General features: G+C 48.3%; 17 protein-coding genes. 16 read left to right on the top strand and 1 reads right to left on the bottom strand.

Annotated elements, in window-relative coordinates; genetic code table 11:
• Positions 1–12: 12 nt before the first annotated feature.
• Entirely contained in the window at positions 13–1,197 is a 1,185-nt protein-coding gene (locus tag HHJ06_RS11185) for an acyltransferase (RefSeq protein WP_215429831.1), read from the top strand.
• Between the two features lie 63 nt (positions 1,198–1,260).
• Here the strand turns inward: HHJ06_RS11185 and HHJ06_RS11180 are convergent, their stop codons facing one another.
• The gene (locus tag HHJ06_RS11180) at positions 1,261–2,538 is read right to left on the bottom strand and encodes an alpha/beta hydrolase family protein (protein WP_215429829.1); all 1,278 of its coding nucleotides are present in this window, start codon (positions 2,536–2,538) and stop codon (positions 1,261–1,263) included.
• A gap of 84 nt (positions 2,539–2,622) precedes the next feature.
• Between HHJ06_RS11180 and HHJ06_RS11175 the strand changes: the two genes are divergently transcribed.
• The 15 genes from HHJ06_RS11175 (at position 2,623) to HHJ06_RS11105 (ending at position 19,375) form a co-directional block, all read left to right on the top strand.
• A complete protein-coding gene (locus HHJ06_RS11175) occupies positions 2,623–3,852 on the top strand; it encodes a beta-ketoacyl synthase N-terminal-like domain-containing protein (protein ID WP_215429827.1) in 1,230 nt (409 codons plus the stop codon).
• A 6-nt stretch (positions 3,853–3,858) separates the two neighbouring features.
• Positions 3,859–5,022: an aminotransferase class I/II-fold pyridoxal phosphate-dependent enzyme gene (locus tag HHJ06_RS11170; protein ID WP_215429825.1), complete on the top strand. Its 1,164-nt coding sequence runs from the start codon at positions 3,859–3,861 to the stop codon at positions 5,020–5,022.
• A gap of 19 nt (positions 5,023–5,041) precedes the next feature.
• Positions 5,042–5,572 (top strand): hypothetical protein, encoded by a 531-nt coding sequence (locus HHJ06_RS11165; RefSeq protein WP_215429823.1) that lies wholly within the window; start codon positions 5,042–5,044, stop codon positions 5,570–5,572.
• Between the two features lie 128 nt (positions 5,573–5,700).
• Positions 5,701–6,159, top strand: a complete 459-nt coding sequence (locus HHJ06_RS11160; protein WP_215429821.1) for a hypothetical protein — start codon at positions 5,701–5,703, stop codon at positions 6,157–6,159.
• Positions 6,160–6,257: 98 nt separating this feature from the next.
• Positions 6,258–6,596: a DUF2752 domain-containing protein gene (locus tag HHJ06_RS11155; protein ID WP_215429818.1), complete on the top strand. Its 339-nt coding sequence runs from the start codon at positions 6,258–6,260 to the stop codon at positions 6,594–6,596.
• Positions 6,597–6,880: 284 nt separating this feature from the next.
• Positions 6,881–7,432 (top strand): DUF4190 domain-containing protein, encoded by a 552-nt coding sequence (locus HHJ06_RS11150; RefSeq protein ID WP_215429810.1) that lies wholly within the window; start codon positions 6,881–6,883, stop codon positions 7,430–7,432.
• Between the two features lie 191 nt (positions 7,433–7,623).
• Positions 7,624–7,806, top strand: a complete 183-nt coding sequence (locus HHJ06_RS11145) for a hypothetical protein (protein ID WP_215429808.1) — start codon at positions 7,624–7,626, stop codon at positions 7,804–7,806.
• 78 nt (positions 7,807–7,884) lie between these two features.
• On the top strand, positions 7,885–8,670 hold the full coding sequence (locus HHJ06_RS11140; protein WP_215429806.1) for a hypothetical protein: 786 nt from the start codon (positions 7,885–7,887) through the stop codon (positions 8,668–8,670).
• A gap of 94 nt (positions 8,671–8,764) precedes the next feature.
• Positions 8,765–14,305 (top strand): RHS repeat domain-containing protein, encoded by a 5,541-nt coding sequence (locus HHJ06_RS11135; RefSeq protein ID WP_215429804.1) that lies wholly within the window; start codon positions 8,765–8,767, stop codon positions 14,303–14,305.
• Entirely contained in the window at positions 14,284–14,835 is a 552-nt protein-coding gene (locus tag HHJ06_RS11130) for a hypothetical protein (protein WP_215429802.1), read from the top strand. Before HHJ06_RS11135 ends, HHJ06_RS11130 begins: the two co-directional genes overlap by 22 nt.
• 596 nt (positions 14,836–15,431) lie before the next feature.
• Positions 15,432–16,109 carry a hypothetical protein gene (locus HHJ06_RS11125; protein WP_215429800.1) on the top strand — a complete coding sequence of 226 codons (678 nt, stop codon included), beginning with the start codon at positions 15,432–15,434 and terminating at the stop codon, positions 16,107–16,109.
• A gap of 218 nt (positions 16,110–16,327) precedes the next feature.
• Positions 16,328–17,074 carry a hypothetical protein gene (locus HHJ06_RS11120; protein ID WP_215429793.1) on the top strand — a complete coding sequence of 249 codons (747 nt, stop codon included), beginning with the start codon at positions 16,328–16,330 and terminating at the stop codon, positions 17,072–17,074.
• A gap of 336 nt (positions 17,075–17,410) precedes the next feature.
• Complete coding sequence (locus tag HHJ06_RS11115) at positions 17,411–18,259, top strand: hypothetical protein (RefSeq protein WP_215429791.1); 849 nt, start codon at positions 17,411–17,413, stop codon at positions 18,257–18,259.
• Positions 18,260–18,333: 74 nt separating this feature from the next.
• The gene (locus HHJ06_RS11110; protein ID WP_215429789.1) at positions 18,334–18,798 is read left to right on the top strand and encodes a hypothetical protein; all 465 of its coding nucleotides are present in this window, start codon (positions 18,334–18,336) and stop codon (positions 18,796–18,798) included.
• A gap of 133 nt (positions 18,799–18,931) precedes the next feature.
• Positions 18,932–19,375 (top strand): hypothetical protein, encoded by a 444-nt coding sequence (locus HHJ06_RS11105; RefSeq protein WP_215429787.1) that lies wholly within the window; start codon positions 18,932–18,934, stop codon positions 19,373–19,375.
• The last annotated feature ends 1 nt before the right edge of the window (position 19,376 follow it).

Raw genomic sequence — 19,376 nt, 5'->3', positions numbered from 1 at the left:
TGAAATGCCCTTATGAGCTTGCCTGCGGCTGATAATCAAGGAAAAGAAAACCCTCCTTCGTATGTTGGTTTGGATATTCCCCTGTCGAGAAATTATGGAATAGACGCTTTGCGCATTGCCGCCATGATGATGGTTTTAATTCTTCATCTTGTGGGGGCTACTCATGTTTTGCCGCTGGAGAATTATGATTCCGCCCTTCACAGGGTGGGATGGTTGCTGGAGATCGCTGCTTATTGCGGGGTGAACTGCTATGCGCTGATTACGGGGTATGTGTGCTGTGAGGGATCATTCAAGTATGAACGTGTGGCCACTTTATGGTTCCAGGTAATTTTTTATACGGCAGGCAGTCTGGCGCTGGCGATGCTGTTTCTTCCCCAGGCGGTTCATCTTGAAAGTATTTTGAGCTCGTTTTTCCCTGTTTTGACGGGCCAGTACTGGTACGTGACGGCGTATGTGGGGCTGTTTTTCTTTATTCCGTTTCTTAATATCCTGGGGCGCCAGCTTACCAAACTTCAGTTTCAATATCTCCTTGTCACCGTACTGGTTCTGTTTTCCGTAATTCCTACCCTGATTCACAAGGATGTTTTTCCTGTAAGCGGGGGGTATTCCGTCTGGTGGCTGGGCATTCTCTATATGCTGGGTATGTATATCAAGAAATATGGCTTTTTTACAGGAATGAAGACGGGCACGCTGTGGGCGCTTTACGCCGGATGCGTCTTTTTTGTCTGGTCGTTCAAGATGATTCTTGATTTGGTATCCCCCTCCCTGATCGGTCAGGTGAGGGGAGGCGGGATGTTTATTGCCTATAATTCTCCGTTCATTGTAGGGACGGCGGTTTCCCTGTTCCTGATTTTTTCCCGCATGCGTTTTTCCTCCCGCAGGGCGATTACCTGTATCTCGTGGCTGGCGGCGGCCTCGTTCAGTGTTTATGTGATCCATTGCAACCTTTTGCTGGGCAGATTGTTTTTATGGGATCTGTTCAGCAAATGCGCGTCTCCCTCCCCCGTGATGATGGTGGTGAAGGTGATTGCGATGGCTGTGGCGGTTTATCTAGCCTGTTCCCTCGTGGATTCCGTACGGCGCTGTTTATTCAAGATGGTGGACGTCAACAGGGGTGCCCGGGCGGTCGTTGGCTTTTTCGGGAAACTGGGCCGCCTCTGCCTGAAAATGTACCGCAGAATGTTCCTGCATTCGTAACGGCAGGGAAGCCGTGTTCCGGCCGCTCCTGACCGTATGGCGTTTAGGCCGGAATGGCCCCTCCTATTTTTGTTCTTTGCTCAAAAGGCTCTTGATCCAGGGAATGACGAGGTCTTTTTTAAAGAAGTGGTTGCGGGGATCCACATTGGCGAGGCGGAAAAAGGCGTTCCGGTCCAGCCCTGCCGGCAGGCGGCTGCCCTGCCAGCGGCGGCCCGCATCCGCAAATTTGGGCTGGTGGCGGTATTGGAAATGCTCCGGAGCCCCGGCCATACGGTAGGCGCCGGAGATGAGTTTGAAATCCCTGTCCAGCCCTCCTTCCGTGCAGATAACGGGGCGGGGGGCGAGAGCGGCCACAATGTCCGGAAAGTCGAATTGCCGCCAGAATCCCGGTATGAGGTGGCGGATGGAGTTGGGCGCGGAGCGCACGCCCCTGTTGTCCGGCACGGTCATGACTTTGGCGCGTTCCAGGGTGCGGCACAGGAAGTCATTATACACAAATGCAAAGATGTCCGGATTCAGGATGCCCAGCACCATCATGGGTTCCGTGCCCAGGGAGAAGCCGCTCAGGATGATGCGGTTTTTCCGTACCCAGGGGCGTGTTTTTACCCAGTCCAGAATGCATTGGTCCGTGTAGGAGGTGTAGCCCAGCCAGCTCCAGTCCATTTCCAGAAGGAAACGGGCCAGGTTTTCATAATCGTGGGAGGAACGGCCTGCGGCGTGCTCGGCGTCTCCCTCCTCTCCCGTCCCGGCATTATCTACCACAATGGCCGCCCAGCCCTGCTTCACATAGTGGTACGCCATGGCGTTGTTTCCCGGCTGCTCCACGGGAGGCTGCGAGAGGTCTGTGGATGTTTCCGCAGCCAGTTCTTCCTTGGTTTGATCGGAACCGGGGATGCAGAAAACCACGGGAACCGGGTTTTCTGCTGAAGCCGTATCCGGGATGAGTACCAGAAACGGTACGGCGGCTCCCGGGAATGGGTAGGCTTCCCATTTTTCTGCCCGGTAGCGGTCCCTCTGTACGGCTTCAACGAGAACGGGCGCCGGGAGGTGGGCATGAAGGGGGAATTTCATCAGCTTTTTCATGGCTTCCCGCACTTTGTCCCGCCAGGCGGGGAAGGCTTCCGGGGCCATCTCCGGGGAAAACCCGCACGCCGGGCGGATGCCCTCCAGCATTGTTTGAACGATTCCCCGGGAGGAAACGTGCCGCTGGTCATTCCGGGGAGAGCGGAGTACCGCCCAGTCTGCCGCGTGGAATTCCGGTTGTGTGGCGGGGGAGCAGAACGCAGGGAGGCAAAAGACGGTGAAGAGGAGAGAGAAAAATCCGGAGGCCTGAAGGGTCATGAGGCCAGATTGCCACAGGAGGAGGCTTTGTTGCAAGGCGCCAGCGGTGCCGTATTTCCGTTCTGTTCCTGACGTACCGCAGGCTTGAGTTTGCCCCGGCGCGGAGGTAGCCTGGCCGTCAACATGATTGAGGGGGGTAAAAGTCACGGGAGTTCGGAGCCGCGGGTTTGCGGCCTGGGGCTGGCTTCCGGGTTTGGCATGGGGGCGGCAGCCCATCTGGACGGGGTGAGGAAGGGGCGCAGGGTATTGAGGCCGTTGCGGGAATTGTGGGGAGAGGGTCATCCCTGGGCGGAGGTGTTGAGCGGATGGATTCCGGACAGGAAACTTTTATGCAGCCGCAGGAACGGCCCTGCATCCCAACTGGCATTGCTGCTGGCGCGGCAGGCTGTGAAGGAAGCCGGGTGGAGTGGGGAGGAACTGAAAGACGCGGCCCTGATTGTGGGGAGTTCCCGCGGGAATGCCTCCGGCTGGCTGAGCCCGTGGCCCGGGCGGCGGGCCATGAAGATTCTGGCGGTTCCCAATTCCCTGCACAGCGAGCTTGCTTCCTGCGTCAGCATTGAAATGGGCATTCACGGACCTTATCATGTGCTGGCGAGCGGATGCGCCGCCGGGCTGGATGCGGTGGGCATGGCCGCCATGCTGATACGGCAGGGGATTGCCGGGCGGGCGCTGGCGGTCGGCCTGGATTTGCCCCTGTGCCGGGAATTGCTGGGGACGTACTGGGCCTCCGGCATGCTTTCCCGCAACGGGGTGAATGATCCCTATGGCCCCTGCGCCGACGGCATGTGCATTTCCGAGGGGGGAGCGGCCATAGCGCTGGAGATGTCTGACAAACCCGGTATTTACGTAAAGGATTATCTGGTGAATTCCGATGCCTACAGCCCTTTGGGAATGCCGGAGGATGGAAAGGGCATGGCTGCCCTGCTGGAGGGCGCCCTGCGGAATTGGGATGGGAGCGTCCCCCTGACCGTGTGTCCCCATGCCAGCGGGACGGCGGGTAATGCCGCTTCCGAACGTGCCGCGCTGAAACGGGTTTTTGGAAGCTGTTTGCCGGATTTAAGGATGATGAAGCCGTGGACGGGCCATGCCATTGGCGGCAGCGGCATTCTGGAGCTGGCCCTGATGCTGGCTTTTACCAGGGAGGGTGTTCTGCCTCCCAATCCGGAATGGGTGAGTTCCCCCGGCGGCGGGGCTTCCGCTGCGGAGGAATTGCCTTTGCGGGGAAGACGGCTGGTGGTCAAATCCGCCGCGTCCATGGGCGGCCATAATGTGGTGCTGAGTCTGGCCGTGGATATGGGCATTCCTGCAACGTGAACGCTTATGAAGAATCCTGAACAGTTTTTATCAGAATTGAAGTCCGCGGGGCTGCTGCGCGTTCTGCGGAATGTGGAGTGCCTGCCCGGCGGAATGGCCCGCATGGAGGATGGGCGCGAGGTGGTCAACCTGGCGAGCAATGATTACCTGGGGCTGGCGCATCATCCGGCCCTGGCGGAAGCGTTTTCCCGCGCAGCGCGTGATGGCGGTGCGGGGGCCATGGCGTCCCGCCTGGTGACGGGAACGCGCCGGACGCATTCCCGGCTGGAGGAGGCGCTGGCAGCGTTGAAGGGAACGGAAGCAGCCATTAGTTTTTCCTCCGGCTATGCCACCTCCCTAGGGGTGATTACCTCCATTGTGGACCGGGAGGATACGGTGCTGATGGACAAGCTGTCCCATGCCAGCCTGATTGACGGCGCGCGTTTGTCCGGCGCCCGCCTCGCCACGTTCCTGCATAATGACATGAAGTCACTGAGGAAGAAGCTGGAGTACCTGCGGGAGAATAATCCTTCCCGCGGGATTCTGGTGGTGACGGAATCCGTTTTCAGCATGGACGGGGACCGTGCCCCCCTCCGGGAGATGGTGCGCTTGAAAGATGAATTCGGCGCCCTGCTGCTGGTGGATGAAGCGCATGGATTTGGCGTGCTGGGGGAACACGGGGCCGGACTGGGGGAGGAGCTGGGAGTTTCCTCCCGGATAGATTTCCAGATGGGCACCCTCAGCAAGGCTGCCGGTGTGAGCGGTGGCTATGTGGCCTGTTCCCGCGCCTGGGCGGACGTGATGGTCAATTCCGCACGGTCCCTGATTTATTCCACGGCCCCTCCTCCCGCGCTGGCTGCGGCCGCGCTGGCTGCGGTGGAGGTGATCCGCAGCGCGGAGGGGCAGGAGCTGCGCCGCCATGTTTCCGTGCTGGCGGATGCGCTGTCCGCCGCGCTGGGAATGCCCGGCAGGCCTGTTTCCTCCATTTTTCCGGTAGTGATCGGTGAGAACGAGGCCGCCCTGGCGGCATCGGAAGCTTTACTGGAAAGGGGTTTTCTGGCCCCTGCCATACGCTACCCCACCGTGCCGCGCGGAACTGCCCGGTTGCGCATTACGGTGACGGCAGCCCACCGGACCGGGCAAATTGAGCAGCTGGGCCGCGGGCTGGCGGACCTGCTGCACGGATCATGAGACGATTCCTGAAATGACGATGAAAGCGCTGTCCTCCCATTCCCTTCACTTGGTCCTGAGCCTGTTTTTCCTGCCCATGATCATGGTGTATGCCGTGACAGGCCTGTTGTACATGGGCGGGGTGGACCAGAATTTTACTTCCCGTGTGGCCGTGTATGAGCTGAATGCTTCCGACCAGGCGCCCTATGCGGATTCCTGCGGGGAGCTGGAACGCCGCGGAGTAGTATTGCCGGGAGGGAAGGTAAGGCCGTTCAAGGGGAACCACATTCTGGGGTCCATGACGGATACGCATGTTTTATTTCTCAGGGAAGGCGCTTCCCTCCGCGCGGAGGTGGTGGAGCCCGGCATCTATCCCAAGCTGATGCTGGCCCACAAGGGAAAGGCGGGATGGTTGTTTACTGCGCTGGGGTATGGAGCCGCCCTTACCCTGGCGGCGCTTTATGTGACCGGAATCCTGCTCATGTGGAGAAACCGGAGGAAGAGGAAACTGATGCTGCTCAGCGCCGCGCTGGGAACAGCCGCGGTGGCGGCGGGATACCTGATGCTGTAAGGCGCGTGGGATAACAGCCGGATGTCCGGAATGGCAGAGCTTGCACCTTGACAGGAAAGCTGTCTTCCAGTAATGGGAAAGGATGAAGGTTCCAAAGGGGAACCTTCCGTGAACTCCATAAGAATAATATGATGAATGCTCCTGATTCTTCCTCCCCGCCGCCCTGCTGCAGCGGTTCCCCCTCCTGCACGGCGGCCTTGGTCCTTGGCATTATTGCCCTGGTCCTGGCGTTGATCGGATTTTTCCCCTGCCTGGGCTGGATTGCCCTGGTTCCTGCGGTTCTGCTTGCCATTATTGCGCTGATCATGAGCATTGTGGCCGTGAGCAAGGGCTCTCCCAAAGGAGCCCTTGTCGTTGCCATCATTGCTTTGGCTGTATCTGCCGGAGCTGGCATTGTACAGGCCTGGATGGCCAGTACCGCCGCCGTTTATGTGGAAAAGCACCAGGACTATATGGAAAAGAAAGCGCAGGAAATTCAGAAGGATTTTCAGCAGATGGAACAGCAGAACCAGGAGCAATTAAAGAGGCTCCGGGACGTGGAAAACTCCCCCACAGTGGATGAGGAAAACGTTTCCCAGGATCTGTAGGAGAGGGGAGGCTTTCAAGAAGTACGGCGATGAATGACGTGCGGCCTGCGTGGCGTTCATGCCGTGATAAGTGGATAGTCAGGAAAGTAGGGTTGCCTGTGTGGACTATCCTGTCCTGCCTGTTGCTGGTGCCGTCCGTCCTGGCCCTGGTGGCCAGTCCGGATGGGATGAAATCCATGGCGCATTCCGTTGCCGTGCCGCACCGGGAATGCCCACTGTGCGGCATGACGCGCGGTTATGTGGAAATGGCCCGTGGAGATGTGCATGCCGCGTGGGAATGGAACCGGGGCGCTCCGTTCTGGTTCATCTTCGGGTTGCTGAATGGCGGAGCGGCCGTGGTTTATCTGGCATGGTCCTGGCGGAAAAGGAGCATGCACTTGAGACAGGAGAACCGGTGCTCCGGAGTGGAAAATCCGCGGAAGGAACAGAGAAAATAATTATCTGACGTCTGTAGATGAACGGTTGTGTCATGCGTTTTTTGTCATAAAGACGGTATGCCGGAAAAGGTGTGAAAGAGGGGAGGCAGTTTGGTGGATGATGTAATCATGGCATTTATTTTTAGCACATTGAAAGGTATCAGGTCGTCGTTGTGACCTATGGCGGCGATGTTTTTGGCGGAAACGAGGGAAAGGGGCAACAGGGAGGTTCCTTGACAGATTTTGCGCGCTTTCTTTAACATTGGGATGTTTCCGTGTCTGGAAATCCAATGAAAAAATGAAAGATGAACAAAATAAACTATTCGGATACCCGCCGTTCCGTTCCCGATACCGTTTCAGCTATCCTTGCATTAATTCTGGGCATTGTAGGACTGTTTTTAGCGTTGCTCGCCTTTTTGCCATGTCTGGGATGGGTGGCCATTGTTCCCGGTCTTCTCTGTGCCATCCTGGCCATTATTCTGGGGGCGGTGGCGGTAAAGAGGAGTGATGACAGGACCTATGGTTCCGCCAAAGGGGCGCTGACATGCGGGTGCATTGCCCTGGTGGTTATTATTGGCGCCACCATTTACCAGGGCATGATTCTGGCGCCCGTCATGAAGCAGGCGGACGCCCATACGGAGGAATTCAAGTGGACGGCGTGCAGCGCCGTGAGAGAGGCCAGGGAAGAAATGCATCCGGAAGCGTGCGAGGCGGTGGACCGTGTGATCTCCCTGATTGACCATCCGGAGAACGAGCACGAGATGGTTAAAGAGAAATTCCTTGAAGTGGCTCCTCCGGCCAGACGGGGCGCGACGGCCGTCCTGGAAGGTCCTGCTCCGGCTGATTCCGGTAAATGAAGCGGTAAATCTTGCGGCAGGATTGGTGGATTCACTGCCCGGCACCCTCCGGATGAACATCCTGCCGGCAGGCCGGTTTAAATGGCATGATGACTGTCATTTAAACCGGCCTTGTATTTTTAATAGGAGCGGGGGCTCGGTCCAGAGTGAGGCCCATTGGGATGGGAATGCCAATCTTTTGGCTGTTTAATATGATGAAGAGGAAAGTGGTGCCGGGAAAAGGGGAAGAGGAAATCATCCTCTTTCTGTGGCAGGAAGGATTTGAAAAACATGGATGGCGGGAAGTGTTCATGAATGGGGGAACAGGGGCATTCCTGCCATCGTGGATATTGCTCAATAATCTTGAAATCAACACTCAAGGCCCATTGAAATAACGTGTGTTCATTCAGGGTGGCAGTAAAGAATGGCGCCGATGCAAAGCATCATTTCATTACAACTCAACCATTATCTGTATGAATGAATCCATATCAAATTCTCCGCAGCCTGTTTCTGCGGAGCAGCCGGGGATTGTTTTTTTCATCCCCTGCAAGGCAAACAACGCGCCTCTGCTGGTGGAAGCCGTGCAGGGCATCCGCCGTGCCGTTCCGGAAGCGTCCGTCATTGTTCTGGACGATGACCGGGCACGGTGCCCGGAGACTGTGAAGGAAGTGCTGCGGAACATGTCCGTAGAGTGGAAGGTGCTGAAAAAGACCGGGACGTCCTCCGAACATGCAGCTGCCATTCTGGAGCTGATGGCTCAGACGGTGCGCCATGAACATGATGTGCTGGTGCGCACCAAACCGGACAACCTCATTCTGAATGCCGCTTTCCTGAGGGAATTTGCCCGTTCCGGTGCGGGGCTGTGCGGGACCTGCCTGCGGTCCGGCCTGCTGTGCAATGAACTTTACGCCCTGAAGCCTGCTGTGCTGAGGGCCATTCTTCAGCATCTGGAGCAATCCTCCTCCGTGATGAAATGTCCGGAAGGCGCCGTTATCCTGGGGGCCTTTACCGCCCTGTTTCCGGATGGCGCGCCGCTGCTTGCCAGAGCCTGGACACGTGGCGCGGGAGGCCCCCTGTGGGGACATTACAACTGGACGTCTTTCCCGTCTGCGGAATCCCTGGCGGACATGGACATGGTATCCATGAGCCGGCGGTATCAGGACAAGGTGGCGCGTTCCGTCCGCCTTTCCGTCATGAGATGCCTGCGGAACGCCATCTGTAGCCGTCCTGGCTCCGTGGATCGCCGGCCTGCCGCCTGAACTTAACCCAAAGCATCTGTCGGGAATGAAGCCGGGGAAAATCCATGGCGGCGTTTCCCTCCTTTCCGGCAGATGCGTCAATGACAATAAAACAATGAAAGAAATTGATAATCAGTTATCCGCTCCGGAACAACCCGGCGGAATGCCGAGCCATCCCGTGACATTCGTCTCCAACGATGAACCGTCCCCGATGCCGTGGCCCAATACCTGGTACCCCGTCACTCCCATAGGGCCGGAGACGGAATACCCATGCCCGTGTTCCGAAGGAGACTCCGGTACCGGAAATACGAACAACAACAGTGTGGACTTCTCCATTGAATTCGGCCGTTTTCCCAAATGGCCAGAATTGAGTGGAGGCCGCCTGATGCTGAACCTGAACATGATGGATGCCGGGTTATGCTGGGGGACCGCCTTTCAGTACGAGCACATTTCCCAGCGCCGTCTGGAAGTGACTGAAACCACCAATGCGTCCATCAGCCGTCCGGAAGAACCGGAAGACGTTTCCCGGGCGGTGGTGAAGACGGAAAAAGGGTTTCCGCGCTATTACAGCTTTGCCTCTCCAAATGTTTCCGGGGCAGAGGTGCTTGGCGGTACCCAGATGTTCCAGGACAGGATGCGGCGCGTTACCGTGGATGGCATTTCCTATCTGGAAGAAGTTCAGGAAAGCGGCATGACCATGCGCTTCCGTCCCAATTCCGCCGTATTTGACCATATCGTGACGCCGCTCGGCGTGAAAATCACCTTTGCGGAATTGGCTGAGGAACTTCAGGTAGTCCGGCAGGATGCCTATGACGAGCCCAACAGCGCGGTAGAAGCGTTCAATGCGCTTTCCCTATTCATGCTGAAACAGGTGTGGAACAAGGCGGACGGATTGCTGGACCTGAACGATGTGCAGAACATCAAATGGTATGCCCCCGCAGACGTGGAGGGACGGCGCAACGACGGAATGTATATCATCCGCAATGGAGCCGTTCCCATCAAGACTTGGAAGCTGTCCTGGACGTTCTCGGATACGGAGACGATGATCGCCCGTGCCGTGGATGAAGAAAATCCGGAGGTGACTCAGATGATGCTGAAGACATTGCGCATTGAAGAACCGGGCGGTTTTATCAGTGAATGGCGCGCAGGCCTTTACCCGGATGATCTGACCCTGGTGAAAGGCGAGGGAGAAGACGCCATCAGCATCGTCACCAGATGCCGCCCTGCGGACGGCCATGAAAACATGATAGCCAAGGACGTTAACGGACAGTCCATGGTGGCGGGAGGCTATTACACGGACAAAAAGGAAAAATTCAAGTATGTATACAGCGGTGTAGCGGGAACCGAAAACGCCGTGCTGTGCTCCGCAGAGAAGGAAGTGTACCAGCGCCGTTTGTACGGAGACGTCCTTCTATCCCGCACGGAAGGATATGAAACCCCGCTGGAAAGGACATGGACATACGGATACGGCAGTGATCCTTCTTCCCCCAATTATGGCAAACGCATCAGGGAAACGCGCCCGGACGGTTCCGTAGTGGAGATGGAGTATGATTCCAACGGGAACGTGATTCAACGGACGGAGCCGTGGTATGGAAACATTCAGAAGAAAATTAGTTATACTTATTCTACTGAGAAATTTAATGACAGGCGGGTGATACGGGAAGTTGCGAATTTGAGCAATGGTGAAAAGACGGTGCAAATGTATGCTATTTCAAATGTTTATTCAAATTCAGGTGAGACTGCATCAAAGACAACTTCTCAAACCGGGTGTGGACAGACCAGACCTACCAATTCTGCATCAACGGAATGGTATGTGAATCATCCTTCCTGTGTTTATGCACAGGGGAAAATAAAAAAGAAAAAAGAAATTGACGGAACGGAAATTCATTATGAATATGCGCTGTGTTCTGATTATCAGTCATTATGGAAATGTACGGAAACACTGCAAGGAGAGCATGGAATTGTATCTGGAAAGTCTACGAGAACCGTTCATTATTATGCAGAAAACGGTAATGAAATAGCGACGGATTATCTGGTCCATGTATTGGGAAATTTTGTTTCTGTTGATTTTAAACAGATGACTTATGATGAATCTCACCGGGTAATTCGTACGGATTATGCCAATGGACTTTATTCTTCTGCTGAGTGGAGCTGTGCCGGTCCTTTGTGGGAGACGGATGTAAGAGGGCTGCAAACGCGGTATACTTATAATGGGGTTAAGCGTTTGGTTCGCATGGAACGGGACGCTGCTGTTCCTGTAGAAAGTTGGAATGGTGATGAAATGACGGCTGCTTGTCCCGATACGGTTACGAATTTTACTTATGACGGCGCAGGAAGAATTCTTTCAATCACTACTTCCATGGGGAGTCATATTAACAATGTAGTAAATGAATATGATATATTGGGACGTATCATTTCAAGAACTGATGAATTGGGGCGTTTAACTTCATATTCCTATTCTCCGGACGGTCTTACGACTACAGAAACTACATTTACTGGTTCAACCCTGTCCACCCGGCTTTTTCCGTCGGGATTGGTAGCGGAGGAATCCGGCACGGGACAGGAAGGACGTTATTATGCGTATGAGGCGAATGAGGATGTTGGGATCAGAAAAAATGCCCATTTGGATCCTGATTGTCGGGTAAGAGTGGAAAGCACCGTAGAAGATGGTGGTGGGCGTTTTAGAATGGTTGAGAAAGCAACTATTTCTCCTAAAACGGGTTATGGTATCAGCACGAGAAATCTCACCATGTATAATGAAAAGGGACAGGTAGCGCAATGGACCGGAGATGATAGCGTCAACTATACGTACAAATATGATGAATTAGGCAATCTGCGCCTCAGCAGAAGGGTGTGGTCTACAGAGGATGCAACCCTTCCCGGAGACCGCTTGTTTGAAACGTACTTTCATCTTTTATCTGTGGTGCCATCCGGAGTTCCTCAGGAAGCCTCCCAGATGGTATTCAAGGTCTCCAGGGAGACTCTTCCCAGACAGGATGCTTCCGATGTGACTGAGGATACTTATGAACTGGTTTCCCGTAAAAGTTCGTCTTTGGTTTCCCTGACACTTCATAAGGATGTATATGGACGATGGTCCTGGGAAAAAACGTACAATGAGAGCGGGAATATCCGTATTCTAAGGGGAAGGAATGGGTGTGATAAAGAGGAAGAGACGGTTATTCTAAATGGAGATATTGTCCGGAAAAAGGAAACGGATGGCACTATTACCAAGTACAAACGTACTTATGGTTCTTCCGGAAATACGCTTACCATTCAGGATGCGCGTGGAAAAAGCATGGTCATTGAGTATGACCTTGTTGGAAGAGAAATTCAGAGAACAGACCAAAATGGGCAGATAACCGTCACTACATATGATGGTGTAACCGAGCTTCCCAGTTGCGTGACTACTCCAGATGGTAAAAAGAAATATTATGAGTATGATTCCCGCAACCGGTTGATTTGTCAATATGGAAGTGCCGTTCAGCCGATGAAGTGGGAATATGATGACCGCGATCATGTTGTGGCGCTTTACACGTATCGTTCCCCTGATGGGATTCTGGATACGGTTCCAGAGTCCGGAGGCGATGTAACACGCTGGAACTATGATCACGTAAGCGGTTTTTTATTGGATAAGACTTATGCAGACGGTACCAGAACCTCTTATAGTTTTGATGAATGGGAGCGTCTTGTAACACGAAGGCAGTCCCGGGGCGTGGAATCCGTTTACCGGTATGATGAAGTTATAGGCAAATTAGTCTCTATAACACATAGTGATGGAACTCCGTCCGTATCCCTTACCTATGATGAGAGAGACCGTATAGCCACGATACAGGATGCTTCCGGCTCCAGGAGCATGGAATACTCCGGTTTTGAAGATGTTGCCTCCGAAACTTCCCATTGGTTGGTAGATAGTACCTTATCCTATTCGCGTGACTCTTTAGGGCGTCCGTCAGGTTATGCACTATCCCTGGATGGGACGGCGGTGCAGGAGGTTTCATTGAGTTATGATACGTTGGATCGTCTTTCTGTAGTGTCGCTTAATGGAAAATCCTTCACTTACGGCTATGATATAAATACAGGTTGGCTGAACGAACTAACCTATCCGAATGAAATGATCCGAAAAACGGAGTTCCATGCCAATCTTCCATTGGTCTCGTCCCTGGCCTATGTAAAAGGTGTTTCCTCTGAGCCTCTACTTAAGCATGCCTATACCTGGGACAATATGCAGCGTCCCTCTATACGGGAAGATTATGTAGGCTCCTCCACTCTTTCGCGCCGTCATACATATGGCTACAATGCGCGTGGAGAATTGGCGGAAGATATGATGAGTCCGGGTGGTTCCTTCAGTTATACCTATGACAACATTGGTAACCGTGTGGCTACAGTCAGACGTGGAGCTTCTAGTTCTTATGATAGCAACAAACTGAGCCTGTATGAGAGCTCGGCACATTCCGGTATGATCTTCACACCTACATACGATACCGATGGCAATCAGACCAGTGTAAAAACTTCCACAGGAGTCTGGGCTGTCCAGTATAATGCGGATAATCGTCCAGTGGTCTTTACACAAGGAAGCAAAAAGGTGGAATGTGTGTATGACTGTCTTGGACGGCGCATGGAAAAACTGGAATATGATGGAAACACCTTGACCAAACGCACCAGATTCGTGTATAGGGGATACTTAATGGTTGCAAGCATGGACTGCACGCAAAATACCTCCAACCCTCCCTTGCAGGGTACATGGTTCTGGGACCCTGTGGAACCGGAGGCAACGCGTGTGTTGGCAATGTGCACACATAACGCGGACAGGGGGGTGTCCTCTACCCGGTACATAGCGCATGACCTGCTCAAAAGTGTAAGCGCTCTGTTTGACTCTTCGGGAACTCGGCAGGCGAAGTTTGAATACACAACCTATGGAGAAACTCTCAAAGAGGAAGGGAATTGGACGTCAACGATGCCGTTCCGCTATTCCTGCGAATACTGGGAAGAAGACTTGGGCCTGATCTATTACAATTATCGGCATTATAATCCGCAGGATGGAAGGTGGATTTCCAGGGATCCAATTGAAGAAAACGGAGGGTGGAATCTATATGGTTTTGTAAAAAACAATCCTATATTAATTTATGAATATTTAGGACTTTCTTTTAAATCTAAAGAAGAGAGATATGGAGAATATTGTATTCTATCTCAAGATCCTAGTGATATAGAGGAAACCGTGGAGTTTTATGGAACAAAGGAACCTGAAAGACGTGTCCGCAAAATTTCTGAAGCAGTAATTGATGAGTATACTAAATATCCTAAGACGGTAAAGACTGCAGTCACTGGACTAGCTGCTTCAGGATTGGCATTCAATACAGCTGGAGGAATTTTAACTTCTATGCAGGTTCATGTAACTGTAGAATTTACATGTAAATGTGTATGTAAATGTAAAATGATGAGTGTTTTAACTGGAGAGACGACCAGTGCAATAACCGGAGAATTCACTGTTACTAGTAGAAGTTTTGGACAAAGAAGTACACTGACGGATGGTTTTGGTATTGCTAATAAAGTCCCTCAAGGCTGGAAGCTAGAGGAGAAAAAACAGGATGAACTTAACAGAATTTATATGGAAAAACTTAATGAATGTGACGATAAATGCAAAAAAATAAAATCATAAATAAATATAGTATAAGGGGTGCAGCCATTGTATTTCTGTGTACTAACATCATCTGGATAGGAGGATTATTTATATACAATTCTTCAGTGCATGTTAATAAAAATCAAATCTATCAAGAACAAGTAGATAGATTATCCTATATTGCATCGTTAAGTGCTGAAATGTCCATTTTAAGAAAAGACGATAACAAAAAATCTATTTTTGATCCTTTTTTACAGGAAATTATAAATCAAATTACGGGAAATGTTATTATAAATTCAATATATGAATTTGATGGAGAAAATCTTGTTCAATTTGATATATTGAATAGTATTTTTAAAAAATTGATAGAAAAAGAATTGATTGATCCTGAAATGTTAAGTAATCCTCTTGGAATTACTGAAGATACAAAGTATCATCATACAAATATTATACATGATTTCTATACATTCGATAATAATAAGATCAAAAAGACTATGACATTGGATGAATATAAAAAATTCCAAAAATGGTTTTACAATAAGATAATGACACAAGTTAAAAAGAACTAGATCTTGTTTTTAAAAAAATCTGAAAATAACGGGAAACGATCAATATTCTAGAAAAATTCCATATATTACATAAAATTTGAATGGTTAGAACAATATATTGATGAGTGATTAATATGATGCTTGATATATACAAAGATGAAAGTAAAATTACTGTCAATAAGAGAAGTTAAAATATCATATACTTACCAAGAATTTTAATGTGAGATAAACTATAACCCGAGGCTAACAGGGGCCTCGGGTTTTGTTTGTAATCAGGCAGACATGGACTGGGCACAAAATACCTCCAATCCATTTAATAGTCCGGATGAAAAAGTTGCTAGACAGGGGTTAGCATTCAAATGAAAGGAACGATGGTAGTAATCTATCATATGAATACAATGCAGGATGGTACATATGAGAATTATATGAAAAAGAAAGATTGATTGTGAACAGACTGTATTTATTAGTTGCTGGTGTTTTTTCCCAATGTGCTTCTGCTGCGTCTACTGCAGAATTTGAAGCAATATGCCTGCAGGTATTTGAAGACAGGGCAAAATTATTAAATGATAATATGAGTATATTGAAAAAATCAGTATACTCTTACATACCCTATTCTGATGATACGGGCCTTGGAGACAGGAAGCCTTCCTTTAAATATTTATAGAGAAATATTGAGAAAATGTGATGGACAGTATGACGTTTTCTATGCAAGCATACATACTGAAATATCATACATCTTTTTAGTTATTAAGAATAATAGAATTTTTGTTTGGAAACCTTACTTAAAAGTTCCCGGCTCATCGGAAAAATGGTATTCTGAATTGGCCGTCCGAGGGAAAATTAAATGTTTGGAGGAGAAACTGCTTGAAGAGAAAAATCCCGAGGTTCTCATGGAACTCGTGAAAGAGTGGAAGAATCTAAAATCAGCTTCATGGGAAATAGAGGAATATTCAAATCCAATTTCAACAGGAGTTTTAAATTCAATTTATAAGGTCCTAACGAGTTTCTGGAAATTACAAGTGCCCTCCAAAGGTATTGATAGCACTGAATTTTTCCTTTTAAGTGAATTTTTCATGTCGTCGGGATACTTTTCTTACTATGGAATGAATTCAAGAATATTTGGTGTTTCTTTTAGAGATTTTACGGTACCAGGCACACCCGAGAGGGAAGTAATAGGGCTGATGGATGATCTGATCGATTATGGCTGTGATACAACCGTTCAGGAAAATGATCCCAAAACTCATTTTGACATAGGAAGCTTGGAATACGACCCATTTATTAAACAAAGTTTGTAGTTGATTTTTTTGAGTAATAATGAATTTTTAGAGAATCGGTAAATGGAGGATATTGAATACTCCAATCTTGGGTGTAAGAATGGAATTTAGATATGATTATTTGTTTGCCGTGCGGAAATATGATGGAAGTAACTTAACAGGTGCGCCAGATTCTCGTATATGAATATCTGGATGGGGATAAATATAACTCCTATGATAATTATGCAGACGCATGCTGTATGAATATAGACCTTAGCATGATTAGGGAAAAAGATAGATACTGGAATTACCTTCCTGGAATGAACATTAAGTTTGGATACAAAATAGGATGTTCGGAATTTGAAATACAACTAATCCTGGGTAAAGATTCACCTGTTCAGAAAGCCCTTCTTGAAGGGCTTGAACAAATAATAGAGAAAGATAAGGAATTCAAGAAATTATATACAATTGATTCAGCATTTTCCATTTATTTGATTAAAGTTGATGCGAAACAGTATGGGTTAAGTGCTAACTGGTGTTTTTCTGGTACTGTCTATTTGTTGGAAAATGAAGAAGATGTTGAGTCAGGAAGGCTAGTATATATTTTGATGCTTACGGAAGACAGCGCGGGAAAATTAAAAAATGTAATTGAGAATTTACTGCCTCAAATTAAAAAAAGGAAATCTTTCATGGCTTCAGAAAAACGCTCAACACATTTCTTTTTGAAATTTGATCATGTTACACAGTACTCGCTAGGCCTTCAAGGGGACATATGCCATCCTGTAAAACTATATCCATCCTGGCGTCATTTCAATCGAAATAACGGAGGAAAAGAGTATGATTATTGGGATTATTATTTACCATTGAGAGAACGTTTGTTGAAAGAGATAGGAAACCGATGTATTTGTCATGAGGAAATGAACTATTTGAATTATCTTCCTGATGCTTTTCTGAATGAATCTGGTAATTTACATTACTATGAAGATATGGCTTTGGAAGAAGAATGATTGAAAATCTGAATACTCTTAGTTAAATAAACTATCAACCGAGGTTCATACGAGCCTCGGTTTTTGTTCATAAATGAGGTAGCATGGACTCTATGCACAAAACACCTACACCCGTCCTTCTGAATGAATAGCTCTGGGACGTCTCTAATTTTTAGTCCGGATAGAAAAGCTGCTAGTCGGGGATTTAGACATTCGAATTCTTAAGTAGCTATGTCTGGCGGTATTATTATGTCAACAGTTAAAAGGGGAGATGGTAGTATTCTATCATATGGAATATAATGCAGGGGGAACAGGAGGGATACATATGAGAATTATAAAAAAGAGGATAGATTGATTGTGAACAGACTATATTTATTAATTGTTGGTGTTTTTTTTCAATATGCTTCTGCTGCGTCTACTGCAGAATTTGAAGCAATATGCCTGCAGGTCTTTGAAGACAGGGCAAAATTATTAAATGATAATATGAGTATATTGAAAAAATCAGTATACTCTTACATACCCTATTCTGATGATACGGCCTTGGAGACAGGAAGCCTTCCTTTAAATATTTATAGAGAAATATTGAGAAAATGTGATGGACAGTATGACGTTTTCTATGCAAGTATACATACTGAAATATCATACATTTTTTTAGTTATTAAGAATAATAGAATTTTTGTTTGGAAACCTTACTTGAAAGTTCCCGGCTCATCGGAAAAATGGTATTCTGAATTGGCCGTCCGAGGGAAAATTAAATGTTTGGAGGAGAAACTGCTTGAAGAGAAAAATTCCGAGGTTCTCATGGAGCTCGTGAAAGAGTGGAAGAATTTAAAATCAGCGTCATGGGAAATAGAGGAATATTCAAATCCAATTTCAACAGGAGTTTTGAATTCAATTTATAAGGTCCTAACGAGTTTCTGGAAATTACAAGTGCCCTCCAAAGGTATTGATAGCACTGGATTTTTCCTTTTAAGTGAATTTTTCATGTCGTCGGGATACTTTTCTTACTATGGAATGAATTCAAAAATATTTGGTGTTTCTTTTAGAGATTTTACGGTACCAGGCACACCCGCGAGGGAAGTGATAGGGCTGATGGATGATCTGATCGATTATGGCTGTGATACAACCGTTCAGGAAAATGATCTCAAAACTCATTTTGACATAGGAAGCTTGGAATACGATCCATTTATTAAACAAAGTTGGTGATTAATTTCCCATCATGAATTATTTAAGGAAATGATACGATGCATCTTTGTAGAAAAAATAATATTATCTGAAATATGCAAATTAAAAATATCATAGCGCTGATCATTTTAGCTTCAATTCCTAATGTTTCTTGTCAGAACATAAGAGAGGTGGAAGAAATTAATGTCTATCATTGTAAGGGAGTGGTCGATCCAGGTACATCATCATATTATTATTTTTATCAAATAAATGGTAATGCAATAAATGTGAAAAAAATGATTCCTGATATTTATGCCCATTCTTCCAAGGATAAACTGGAATTTGATGTAAAAGGAAATTCGAATGAATTTATTTCAAAATTGAATGATTTAATAAATAATGTAAAAAGTTCGAAGATTGATTTTCAGCAAAGAAAAGAAATAACGGTCAATATGCCGGGAAAAAGTTTCATATATTATGCAAAATCTGATACGGCGGGAGAATATATTGATGCAGTAATTACTGTAGTGCTTGATATGTACAAGGATAAAAGTAAAATTACCGTTAACAAAAGAAATTAAATATTATATACTTATCTAGAATTTTGATGCAAAATAACTATACCCGGGGCTCATATGAGCCTTGGTGTTTGTTCATGAATGAGGCAGGCATGCACTGTACCAAAACACGTGCATCCCGTTCTTCCTGAGTACAATGATGAAGAAAATAATTACCTATTTAAATGGCTTGTGCATAGCAGGTATAACAGGAATACTCGTTTCTTGTTCTTCCAGCGTGGATCAATTGACAGCGACGGCACCAGAATATCAGAAGCTGGAAAATTTATATGTTCGGTTAACGAATACAGAGCAATCCCGGAATGAAGCATACTATAGGCAACTGAAGAAAGAATATTATGCAGCATTGGTTCCTTTTTGGGCTGGAAAAACAAAGATGCCGGTTGGGGGGGCTGACTTTACGGATATGTTGGCGCGTAAGTATGGAATCAATTTGTTCTATATGCAAGAAGGAAGAAAGATCCCTGCTTACCTTATATTTATGGAAACAATTCATGATCCAACAGTGCGTAAGACAAAAGGAGCACAAGAAATTTATGAAGAACAATATGGGATGGCCAGGAAATTAAATCAGATTTAAA

Origin of the sequence: Akkermansia muciniphila (genome assembly GCF_018709685.1) — a bacterium.
GTDB lineage: Bacteria > Verrucomicrobiota > Verrucomicrobiia > Verrucomicrobiales > Akkermansiaceae > Akkermansia > Akkermansia muciniphila_E.
Note: the sequence above shows the minus strand (reverse complement) of the source record. Positions and strands in the feature narration are given on the sequence as shown.